Here is an 11,490-nt window from a genome sequence, read left to right on the forward strand (position 1 = left end):
CTCTAGAACTGGTTAAGTATGCGCACTAACCAAGTTAGTTGATTACAAGATCGGATTGCTTCATTGCATTCTTGTTTTATTCTATGTATTCGCAAGCAATCAAAAAAATTTAGGTGCAAAAAGGCAAAGCAATGAATTGTTACTCCATCATGCCATACCAATGGTTTGTTGGGAAAGTTGGTTAGAGACTAGAAAGATAAGTGGAATATCCAGAATATTTTGAAAAATACCATTGCTTATTTATGGCAAAACCATTAGTATTGTTAAAAAAACTGATGGTGAACAGATGATAAAATGTTGCGTTCACAGCTGAAATCTGCATCAGTGGGATGAAATAGGAGTGATAAGTGTGGAAGAGTTGTGGAATGTATTGAAACCAGCTGAACAAGTCGAACTGAAATTACGGAAGTTGTATACGCAACATTATTTTTCCCCTTATCATTCGAACAATTTTGAAGAATACCGCAATTATCAACAAAATGATCATTTCTTGCGTGATTCTTCCATCATTACGTTTACAGGAACCGATGGTAGAACCATGGCATTAAAACCTGATGTAACTATGTCTATTGCCAAAAACACCCCATCAGGAGAGGCGCGCAGAGTTTATTATGTGGAAGATGTCTATCGACAGGATCGCCAAGCAGGGGAATACCAAAAAATAGATCAAATTGGCTTAGAGATCATTGATCAAATCACATGGGAAGATCAGCTGGAAGTTCTAACATTGGCTTGGGAAAGTTTAGCTCACGTAGGAAAAGGCACGTTGGACTTGTCACATATGGGAATCTTGGATGGTATCTGTGAGCGGTTCCCAGAAGCGGATCGTCAAAAGGTATTGCATTGTTTGCGAGATAAGAGTTCGCATGGGATAGATACATTATCCGCTAAAGCCGGACTGTCTTCAGAAGAATCGAAAAAATTAGCTAAACTCGTGCGCTTGTCAGGTGATTTTGAAACAAAGTATCAAAAAGCAAAAGAGCTGCTAACAGATTATCCAAAAGCACTGACCGGTTTAGCAGAACTCAGGGGCCTCTACAAAGCGTTGCAAAAAAAACATCTGCCGGATTCTATTCGGATACGGTTGGATTTTTCCATTTTAAATGATACCGATTATTATAGCGGTCTACTTTTTCAAGGGTTTATTGAAGAGGCCAGAGAGACGATTTTATACGGTGGTCGTTATGATCGTTTAATGAGTCAGCAGGGGAAAGAGCAAGGCGCGATTGGTTTTGGAATGAAACTTAATCATGTGGGGCAAAAGGTACTCGCTACCAACCAAAGCACTGACTATTTGAACGTTGCATTACCAAAAGGGCGCATGGGGAATGAGGTATATGACTTGTTTACCAAAGCTGGAATAGCTGCTCAAGGTGTCTTCAAAGACAATCGGCAACTGATTTTTTGTGATGAAGAAAACAAGCTGCGCTTTTTTTTAGTGAAGCCCAGTGATGTAGCAATCTATGTAGAACACGGAGTAGCAGATATCGGTGTAGTAGGAAAAGACATTTTATTGGAAAGCAAGGCCGAAGTCATCGAATTTCTTGATTTGCATATGGGAGCTTGCCGTCTAGCTGTTGCAGCTCGAACTGACTTTGAGGAAGATTTCTCGCGGCCGCTGCGGGTATCCACGAAATACCCGCAGATCACACGACAATTTTATCAAGGGCTAGGACGTTCGGTGGAATTGATCCAGTTGCACGGATCGATTGAATTGGCACCGCTGTTAGGGTTATCCGATGTGATTGTTGATATCGTCGAAACAGGTACGACACTAAAAGAAAACAATTTAAAAGTGATTCAAGAAATTGCTTCGTCTTCTGCACGCTTAGTGATCAACCAAGCCACGTGGCGTTTTAAACAAGAACGTATTCAAACTGTAATTGAGAAAGTGAGGGATCAGTTATGAAAATTTTTTCGACTGAAAAAGATGCTTTAGAAACAAACTTGGCAAGAAAACAGTCGGAAACCGAGGATGTTTCCATTGTTGTCTCAAAAATCATCGACCGTGTACAGCAGCAGGGGGATCATGCATTGTTCCAACTAATTGAGGAAATTGATCATGTGAGATTAGATTCCTTAACCGTTACTCGCTCTGAGATAGAAGCTGCTGTTCAGACAGTTTCACCAGAACTGCTTAAAGTGATGAAACAGGCGAAAGAGAATATTTTGGCATTTCATCAAAAACAAGTACAGCAAGGATTTGTCCTAACGAAAGAAAACGGCGTGGTTATGGGACAACGTGTGTTGCCGCTAGCAAAAGTAGGTGTCTACGTTCCCGGTGGCACAGCAGCCTATCCCAGTACAGTTTTAATGGATGTACTACCGGCAAAAATCGTTGGAGTTAAAAAAATCGTCATGATTACACCGACTGATAGGCAAGGAAAGGTGCCTGCTGCCATACTGGCAGCTGCATCCGTTGCCGGAGTGGATGAAATCTACAAAGTCGGCGGTGCCCATGGCGTAGCGGCTTTGGCTTATGGAACAGAAACGATTCCCAAAGTCGACAAAATCGTTGGACCAGGAAATATCTATGTAGCCACAGCAAAAAAAATGGTTTATGGCGACGTTGATATCGACATGATCGCCGGCCCTAGCGATGTGTTGATCATTGCTGACGCCAGTGCAAACCCTCGCTGGCTGGCAGCAGATCTTTTAGCTCAAGCTGAGCATGATACGTTAGCGCAAGCTATCTTAGTGACAACAGAAGCAGCACTGATTGAACAAGTCCAAACAGAAATCGACTTGCAGTTGAAGGAGCTACCCCGCAAAGATATCGCAGCTGCGGCACTTGAAACCAGTGGAAAACTGATTCTTGTCAAAGAGTTGGAAGAAGCGATCGCTATAGCCAATCAGATTGCGCCAGAACACCTTGAACTCGCAGTGGCTGAGCCTTTTGCATTATTAGGAAAAGTAGAAAATGCTGGTAGTGTGTTCTTAGGTCACTACACGCCAGAAGTCTTGGGAGATTACTTTGCCGGACCCAATCATACATTACCGACAGAAGGGACTGCGCGTTTTTACTCGCCTTTATCGGCGGATGATTTTATTAAGAAAAGTAGTTATTTGTATTACCCAGAAACAGCCATGAAGGCGGCTGCTCCAGCAGTGGAATTGTTTGCAGAAACAGAAGGATTGATCGGTCATGCGCGTTCAATCAAAGTACGGGGAGAGGAAGAAAAATGACGTTTTTACATCAAAAGTACCACAGCTTGACCCCTTATACACCAGTGGAACAAGTTGATGAGCAAACTTGTATCAAACTAAACACCAATGAAAGTCCCTACCCGCCAGCCCCAAGTGTACAAACGGCAGCAGCTCATGCCGCACAACACTTGAATCGCTACTCGGATATTTCTGCTGAAGCTGTTGCAAAGCCCTTAGCTGTCTATCTGGGGATTGACCAAGACCAACTTTTTCTCGGTAACGGCAGTGACGAAGTTTTGTCGTATATCTTTCAGGGTTTCACTGAAAAGGGCGTGGCATTTCCTGATGTGACTTATGGCTTTTATCAAGTGTATAGTGCTTTGTATCAAGTGGATGCCACGGTCGTTCCGTTGAAAGAAGATTTCTCGATAGCATTGACCGACTACGATTCACTCGAAGGAACGGTCATTTTTGCCAATCCCAATGCACCGACTGGGGTTTATCAAGAACAAAAGGATATTTGTGCTTTTCTAGAGCGTCATCCAGATCGCTTAGTCATTGTTGATGAAGCTTATATCGATTTTGGCGGTTCTTCGATGGTCTCTTTGATCGATCAGTATCAAAATCTTTTAGTGGTTGGGACTTTTTCAAAATCACGGCAGTTGGCCGGGGCACGCTTAGGATTTGCGGTTGCCAACAAAGAACTGATTCAAGACCTGAATCGGTTGAGATTCAGTTTAAATCCCTACAATATCAATAGTTTAACCCAAGCTGTCGGCGCGGCTGTGTTGCAGGAACAAGGGTATGTTGATGAGAAAATCCAAGCAACGATTCAGGTCCGCGAATGGAGCAAGCAGGCTTTGACCAAACTCGGTTTTGAGCAGACGGATAGTCTAGGAAATTTTTTGTTTGCAAGGTATCCCAAGATTTCCGGGGAATACTTGTACCAGTCCCTACGAGAGCAGAACATCTTCGTCCGTTGGTTTGATCAACCTCGTACAAAAGAGTATTTGCGTATCACGGTAGGAACAAAGGAGCAGATGGAACGGTTGATGGCAGCTCTGACAGCAATCATAGAAGAGGTGAACCCATGAGAGAGACAGAAGTTACCCGTTATACGACTGAAACCAAGATTCAACTGCATTTAACAATCGAGGGAACCGGTGAGCAATCGATCAAAACCGGTGTAGGGTTTTTAGATCACATGCTGGAATTATTTGTTCGCCACGGCCGTTTTGATTTGACGTTAATTTGTGAGGGGGATACGGAAGTTGATGCTCATCACACAACGGAAGATGTTGCCATTGCTATTGGCCGAGCATTTTCAGAAAGCCTTGGTGAACGGCGAGGAATCAAACGCTATGGTAGTATGCTGTTGCCAATGGATGAAGCATTAGTCATGACGGCGATCGATATCAGTGGTCGAGGCATGGCAGTCGTAGAATTGGCGATACCTAGTGAAAAAATTGGACAGCAGTTCGACACCGAATTAGTTGAAGAATTTTTCATTGCCTTTGCCCGGGAACTAGGTGCAACGATCCATCTTCATCAAATCTCAGGTAAGAACAGTCACCACATTGTGGAAGCTTGTTTTAAAGGTTTTGGTCGCGCCTTAGGCGAAGCAGTGGCAATCAACCAAGCAGCTCCGGATGAGATTCCTTCAACAAAAGGCACGATTAAATGATGGATGCTGCAGAATAATGACTAAGTATCTGCCACCAAGATGGATTAGATATAGAAAGGAGCAATGTATGTTAGCAATCGTTGACTATGGAGTTGGCAACTTGTTCAGCTTGTCTCGGTCGTTAGACTATTTAGGTGTTGAATGCCAAATCACCCGCTCATTGGCGGAATTAAAAGCTGCCGACCGCATTCTACTACCCGGCGTGGGTGCTTTTGGCGATGCACGCAAAAAGTTGACAGAATTGTCGCTGATTGAACCGATCCAGGAATTGGCGGCATCAGGCAAACCCTTATTAGGCATCTGTTTAGGAATGCAGTTATTGTTCGACAGCAGCGAGGAGTTTGGGCTGCATTCTGGTCTCGGGTTGATTCCCGGGCGGATCGTTTCCATGCGAAGAGCCTTTGAAGAAGCAGAAATAGATCTGAAGGTACCCCAGATTGGCTGGAATCGTTTGGATGTTCGTAAGGAAAGTCCACTCGTTAAAGCATTAGGAAAGCAGGATTTTGTTTACTATGTCCACAGTTATTTTGCTACCGATTGCCAAGAGTATGTCGTGGCAGACAGTGACTATGGCCTAGCGATTCCCGGCATCGTGCAAAAAGACAATGTCTTCGGCACCCAGTTTCATCCAGAAAAAAGCGGGGCTGTCGGTTTGAAGATTTTAAAAGCATTTGCGGAGGTACCACTATGAACATTTTTCCAGCAATCGATTTGTTAGATCAAAAAGTGGTCCGCTTGTACCAAGGAGATTATGAGCAAAAAGAAGTCTTTGGAGATGATCCAGTGGCGTTTGCCCGTTCATTTGAAGAAGTGGGAGCCAAGTATTTGCACCTTGTAGACTTAGATGGTGCTAAAGAAGGGAAACTACATTACTTTGATGTGGCAAAAAAAATCGTTCAACAGACCAACCTTTTTGTCGAAGTCGGTGGTGGGATTCGTGAGGAAGAAACAATCCAACACTGTTTGGAGGCCGGCGTTCATCGAGTGATTCTTGGGACGATTGCCCAGAAAGACCACACATTCACCAAAGCAATGCTCAAGAAATACGGCAGCAAAATCGCTATTGGTGTCGATGCAAAAGAAGAAAAAGTGGCTGTCGAAGGTTGGCTCGAGAAAACGACAACGGACGCGTTTGCTTTTTGTCAACAACTGGTGGAATGGGGAACGCAAACCATCATCTTTACCGAAATCTCTCGTGACGGTACGGGAGAAGGCATCAATTTGCCTTTATACGGAAAACTCAATCAGTTGAATTGTAACATCGTGGCCTCTGGCGGAGTCGCTTCTTTATCAGATATCAAAGGATTAAAGCAGCTAGGCATCTCTGGCGTAATTGTTGGAAAATCTTTATATAATGGCAACCTTCGCTTGGAAGATGTTTTGGCTGCAGGGGAGGAAGACGCATGATTGCAAAACGAATAATTCCTTGCCTTGATGTTCGTGATGGCCGGGTGGTGAAAGGAGTCAATTTTGCCGGATTGAAAGATGTAAACGATCCTGTGACTTTGGCACGCTTTTACAATGAACAAGGCGCCGATGAATTGGTTTTTTACGACATCATGGCTTCCGCAGAAGGACGTGGGTTATTTACAGATATTTTGCAGCGAGTGGCCTCAGAAGTGTTTATTCCTTTGACGGTAGGTGGGGGCATCAATCAAGTGGCAGATTTTGAACGGGTCTTAAACTGCGGCGCCGACAAAGTCAGTATCAATTCTGGGGCGCTTCGCCGACCACAGTTAATTGCCGAAGGCGCAAAGCGCTATGGCAGCCAGTGTGTTGTTTTATCCGTTGATGTTTGCCGTGTTGGTGATAATTGGCATGTGTTTGCAAAAGGTGGGCGAGAAGACACTGGTCTAGAAGCATTAGCGTGGATTTGCCAAGCTGAGCAATTAGGTGCCGGCGAACTGGTCATCAATAGCATGGATACCGATGGGGTGAAGCGGGGGTTTGATCTTGATTTGCTGAAAGCTGTCAGTGAAGTCACCAAATTGCCAATCGTCGCGTCTGGTGGTGCTGGAAAAAGTGCCGATTTTATTGAATTATTTCAATTACCAAACATCGAAGCAGGGCTGGCAGCCTCGATTTTTCACTACGGTGAGGTAAAAATTCCAGACTTGAAAAAACAATTGCTGTCAGCCGATGTTCCCGTACGCATCGTATAGCTGGGTTTTACGATCAATAGAAGGAGTGGATAACATGGTGCAAGTACGATTTGATGAACAAGGATTGATTCCAGTGATCGTGCAGGATATCGAAACGAAGGAAGTCTTGACATTGGCTTATATGAATCAAGAAAGTTTGACACTGACTTTGAAGGATGGATTGATGACCTTTTATTCTCGCAGTCGCCAAGAATTGTGGCGCAAAGGAGAAACAAGCGGTAATTACCAACATTTAGTCTCCTTGAAAGCAGATTGCGATCAAGATGCATTAGTTGCCAAAGTAAAAAAAGACGGGCCAGCTTGTCATATTGGTACAGAAAGTTGCTTTACGGATCTGCTCTATGGTTCCGACCAACACCCGACGATCGATGCTTTGTATGAACGTGTGAAAGGTCGCAAAGACAAGCCGCAAGATGGTAGCTACACGAGTTACTTATTTGAAAAAGGAAGAGAGAAAATCTTAAAGAAAATTGGTGAAGAAGCAACCGAAGTCGTGATTGGGGCGATGAAGGATGATCGAAAAGAAACCGTTTATGAGATTGCTGATTTGACTTATCACACGTTGGTTCTAATGGTAGAAACAGGTATTGATTTGGCTGAAATTCGGCAGGAACTTGCCAAACGTCAGGTGGTGGACAAGAAAGTCAAACAAGAGCGGCTGCAATAGTGAGTAGGGTCTCTTTTTCATGAATTAATTGAATGGTATTTCCACTATTGAAAAATAGAAGATCATTTTAAGTATTTTTAATATTATCATGGGATAGTTGGGTATACCTAATTTGTGTAACGGAGACTCATTACTTGTGAAAGAGAGATAAAAATCGTTGTTCCTGTTGACAGATCCTCAAAAGCCCTGTAATATACCTACCAATAACTTATTAAGACCAAACAAAAGAGAAGTATGAGGATGTTTGTCTCGCAGAGAGCTGATGGTGGTGCGAATCAGCAGATTGACGCTTCAGAAATGGACTTTTGTGTCGAAAGGCTGAATTTAGTAGGCTTTTTCCGGGAACTCCCGTTACAGAGAGCGATCGTTGATAGACGATCTAGAGAACCAATTGAGGTGGCACCGTGAGTAATCGCCCTCATGCAGACGAGTTTGTTTGCGTGAGGGCTTTTTTGCTTTTTGTTCTGCAATCGATAAAAAAATTAAGATAACATCAAACTAAGAGAAGTACTTGAACGTTTCTTGGCTACAGAAAGCCGGCACTGATGAGAATCCGGTACCAAGAAATCGAGGAAATGGCCTTAGCCGATCATTTTTTGAACCCTTTTCTGGCAGTAGGAAAATGCGGGAACTCCCGTTATAGAGGAAGACCGTTGTTAGACGGTTGATAGAGAAGGAGTTGGTGAATTAAGCAACTTCAATTGAGGTGGTACCGCGATCACTCGCCCTCAAGCAGACGTCTTTTTGTGCGTTTGCTTGAGGGCTTTTTTTTATTAAGAAAGGAGCAGTCTATGTATCAAATACAACGAATCAACAGTGATTGTCTAACCCCTGTCTCCGTATTTTTACGGATTCAAGGGGCGCACAAATGTTTACTGGAAAGTATTCCCAGAGAGGAAGACACCGGACGCTATTCGATTATCACCTTTGATCCCGTCCAGAAACTGACTTTTAAGGAAGGGATTTTTCAAGTGGAGGACCTGTTTAAAAAGACAGTCAACAAGTACCCGTGTCAGGACCCTTTAAAAGAGATGGAGCGGTATGTACTAAAAGATGAAATCACTTCGTTGCCGAATTTACCACTGCAAAGCGGCGCCATTGGCTATGCCGGTTATGATATTGCCGCTTGCTATGAAGACATCGGAGACTTGCCGGCAGATGAACTGCAGGTGCCTGATATGGCCTTTTGGCTTTTTGAAACTTTTCTCGTTCTGGACCATCAGACGGAAACTTTAAGGATCGTTCTTGAAAACTGCTACAGTCAACGAACAACAACGGAGATGGAGCAGGTGGTCCAACTAGTGCAGCAGCAGTTGAATACACCAGTCCCTGATGAAACCCGGGTGTTATCAAACGAACAGCTGCATTTTTCCAGTAATGTCACACAGCATGACTATGAAGCGATTGTTCGAGAGGCCAAAGCACGGATTACGGCTGGCGATATGTTCCAAGTCGTTCCTTCTCAACGTTTGCAAGCGGCATTTACCCAAGATCCCTTTGATTATTACCGTAAACTGAGAGTGACAAATCCTTCCGCCTATCTCTATTATCTTGATTTTGATCAAAGATTCAAAGTAATTGGGAGTTCACCTGAAAGCCTGATTCGGGTTCAAGGTACAGAAATCACCACCAATCCCATAGCGGGTACCCGCAAACGCGGGCAAACCAAAGCGGAAGATGAGGCGTTGGCCGCTGAACTATTGGCGGATGAAAAAGAGCGAGCAGAACATCAGATGCTGATCGATCTGGGACGCAATGATTTAGGACGGATTGCTAAGCATGGAACAGTGCATGTTCCTTTATATATGGTGATCGAAAAATATCGCTATGTCATGCACATCGTTTCTGTGGTAGCTGCCAAACGCAGAACAGGTATTACGGCAATGGATGCTCTAAAAGCGACACTGCCAGCAGGAACTGTCAGCGGGGCGCCAAAGATTCGTGCGATGACCCGCATCTATCAGTGGGAACCCGTTCGCAGAGGGGTCTATGCTGGTGCAGTTGGATATTTCTCACGGAATGATCAAGCAGATTTTGCCATCGGTATTCGGACATTGATCTTAAAAGATGCAATCGCTTATGTTCAAGCAGGTGCAGGTATCGTTTATGATTCTGTTCCGGAAACGGAATACCAAGAAACGTTGCAGAAAGCCAAAGCCCTATTGGAGGTATCCGCCAATGATTTTACTTGTTGATAATTATGATTCCTTTACTTATAACTTAGTCCAACAATGCCCAGCAGATACGATTGTCTTGCGAAATGATGACCCAGATCTTTTCACTACTGCCGAAGAAGCAGAGGCTATTATTTTTTCTCCTGGACCAGGTCGGCCAAAAGAGGCTGGTTTTATGCTTTCCTTGATCAAAAACTACCAAGAAAAAAAGCCGCTTTTAGGTATTTGCTTAGGACATCAAGCTATCGGACAGGCTTTTGGTGCCACGGTAGTTCAAGCACCATCTATTATGCACGGCAAACAATCGAACCTTACTTATCACCAAAAAGGCATATTTGAAAACTACTCAGGAGAGATGACCGTCATGCGCTATCACTCTTTGGTCATTGCGCCAGCGACACTTCCTGAGGACTTTGAGGTATTGGCTGAAACAGAAGGGGTCATCATGGCGATTCAGCATCGGGAAAAGCCCATCGTCGGTCTGCAATTCCACCCAGAGTCAATGGGAACCAAATGTGGGGCGTTTTTCATTCAACACTTTCTTGAACTCGTCTCTACTAACCGAGCATAAAGTACAAGATAAAAAAGGAGGAACCTTTTATGCAAGCAGCAAAATTACAGCCACCGCTACAAATCACTCAGCAATTATTTAATGGCCGCCATTTAAGCTATCAGGAGATGCGTCACTTTGCCCAAGGCATTTTGAGCGGTGCGTTTTCAGAAAGTCAGTTGGGGGCGGCGTTAGTTGCGATGAAGATCAACGGAATCACAGCAGCCGAACTGACCGCTTTAGCAGAAATCATGCTGGATCATGCCGTTGTCATCCCTTATGAAGGACTAGAAGCCATGGATAATTGCGGAACCGGCGGCGATCATTCCAACAGTTTTAATGTCTCCACCACGGCTGCCTTTGTTTTAGCTGCCGGTGGGATTCCGATGGCAAAACACGGCAATCGCAGTATCTCTAGTCGTTCAGGAAGTGCAGATGTCTTAGCTTGTTTGGGGGTGTCGATTCAAGCATCACCGGAAAAAATCGCTGATTTGTTAAAGACGGTGGGCATTGCTTTTCTTTTCGCCCCTTCGCTACATCCCGGCATGAAGGCAGTAATGAAAATACGACAAGAGTTAGCAACACCCACGATTTTTAATCTATTAGGTCCTTTGATCAACCCTGTTCCGCTGACCACCCAACTGATCGGTACCTATGCTGGTGAAAGTTTGGTAGACACCGCTCATGCGTTAGGCAGTCTCGGCCGCCGAAGAGCAATGGTGATCCATGGGTTCAAGGGGATGGATGAAGCAAATTTGGCAGGCGAAACAGCCATCGGTTTTTATCATGAAGGAAAAGTGACAAATTTTTCTTTGGATCCGCAAGCCTATGGTTTTGCTCCAGCGCCCATCGAGGCAATCGTGGGCGGAGACGCAGCTCGTAATGCCGCCATCTCAACAGCAGTGTTGAAAAACCAGCCCTCCGTTTATTTAGAAACAGTAGTTTTAAATGCGGGTCTAGGCTTTTATGCTAACGGAAAAGCCGCAACGCTGGAAGAAGGTTTTGAGCTGGCACGAGAGTGTATCGCTTCCGGTGCCGCTTATGACAAATTGCAAATGCTGATCCGTCAGTCAAACAACCAATGAACTTCAATAAATAAGCAGTAA

General features: G+C 44.3%; 11 protein-coding genes and 1 other annotated feature. All 11 genes read left to right on the forward strand.

The window, feature by feature from the left end; translation table 11 throughout:
* Nucleotides 1–349: 349 nt before the first annotated feature.
* The 11 genes from hisG to trpD all read left to right on the forward strand — a co-directional run bounded on the left by hisG (nt 350) and on the right by trpD (nt 11,469).
* Nucleotides 350–1,909 (forward strand): ATP phosphoribosyltransferase, encoded by a 1,560-nt coding sequence (hisG, locus tag Q0A12_RS12600; RefSeq protein WP_291292999.1) that lies wholly within the window; start codon nt 350–352, stop codon nt 1,907–1,909.
* Nucleotides 1,906–3,186: a histidinol dehydrogenase gene (gene hisD, locus Q0A12_RS12605; RefSeq protein ID WP_291293000.1), complete on the forward strand. Its 1,281-nt coding sequence runs from the start codon at nt 1,906–1,908 to the stop codon at nt 3,184–3,186. The genes hisG and hisD overlap by 4 nt, the downstream gene beginning before the upstream one ends.
* A complete protein-coding gene (hisC, locus tag Q0A12_RS12610) occupies nt 3,183–4,241 on the forward strand; it encodes a histidinol-phosphate transaminase (protein ID WP_291293001.1) in 1,059 nt (352 codons plus the stop codon). The genes hisD and hisC overlap by 4 nt, the downstream gene beginning before the upstream one ends.
* On the forward strand, nt 4,238–4,831 hold the full coding sequence (gene hisB, locus Q0A12_RS12615) for an imidazoleglycerol-phosphate dehydratase HisB (protein ID WP_291293002.1): 594 nt from the start codon (nt 4,238–4,240) through the stop codon (nt 4,829–4,831). Before hisC ends, hisB begins: the two co-directional genes overlap by 4 nt.
* 67 nt (nt 4,832–4,898) lie before the next feature.
* On the forward strand, nt 4,899–5,522 hold the full coding sequence (gene hisH / locus Q0A12_RS12620) for an imidazole glycerol phosphate synthase subunit HisH (RefSeq protein ID WP_291293003.1): 624 nt from the start codon (nt 4,899–4,901) through the stop codon (nt 5,520–5,522).
* Nucleotides 5,519–6,238: a 1-(5-phosphoribosyl)-5-[(5-phosphoribosylamino)methylideneamino]imidazole-4-carboxamide isomerase gene (hisA, locus tag Q0A12_RS12625; protein WP_291293004.1), complete on the forward strand. Its 720-nt coding sequence runs from the start codon at nt 5,519–5,521 to the stop codon at nt 6,236–6,238. Before hisH ends, hisA begins: the two co-directional genes overlap by 4 nt.
* Entirely contained in the window at nt 6,235–6,993 is a 759-nt protein-coding gene (gene hisF, locus Q0A12_RS12630) for an imidazole glycerol phosphate synthase subunit HisF (RefSeq protein ID WP_291293005.1), read from the forward strand. The genes hisA and hisF overlap by 4 nt, the downstream gene beginning before the upstream one ends.
* A gap of 34 nt (nt 6,994–7,027) precedes the next feature.
* Nucleotides 7,028–7,660 (forward strand): bifunctional phosphoribosyl-AMP cyclohydrolase/phosphoribosyl-ATP diphosphatase HisIE, encoded by a 633-nt coding sequence (gene hisIE, locus Q0A12_RS12635; RefSeq protein ID WP_291293006.1) that lies wholly within the window; start codon nt 7,028–7,030, stop codon nt 7,658–7,660.
* 210 nt (nt 7,661–7,870) lie between these two features.
* Nucleotides 7,871–8,083: a binding site (T-box leader), on the forward strand.
* Nucleotides 8,084–8,451: 368 nt separating this feature from the next.
* Complete coding sequence (gene trpE / locus Q0A12_RS12640) at nt 8,452–9,855, forward strand: anthranilate synthase component I (protein WP_291293007.1); 1,404 nt, start codon at nt 8,452–8,454, stop codon at nt 9,853–9,855.
* Nucleotides 9,839–10,405, forward strand: coding sequence for an aminodeoxychorismate/anthranilate synthase component II (locus tag Q0A12_RS12645; protein WP_291293008.1), 567 nt, complete (start codon nt 9,839–9,841; stop codon nt 10,403–10,405). Before trpE ends, Q0A12_RS12645 begins: the two co-directional genes overlap by 17 nt.
* 29 nt (nt 10,406–10,434) lie before the next feature.
* The gene (trpD, locus tag Q0A12_RS12650) at nt 10,435–11,469 is read left to right on the forward strand and encodes an anthranilate phosphoribosyltransferase (protein WP_291293009.1); all 1,035 of its coding nucleotides are present in this window, start codon (nt 10,435–10,437) and stop codon (nt 11,467–11,469) included.
* Nucleotides 11,470–11,490: the final 21 nt, after the last annotated feature.

This window comes from Enterococcus sp., from assembly GCF_022711995.1.
GTDB lineage: Bacteria > Bacillota > Bacilli > Lactobacillales > Enterococcaceae > Enterococcus_D.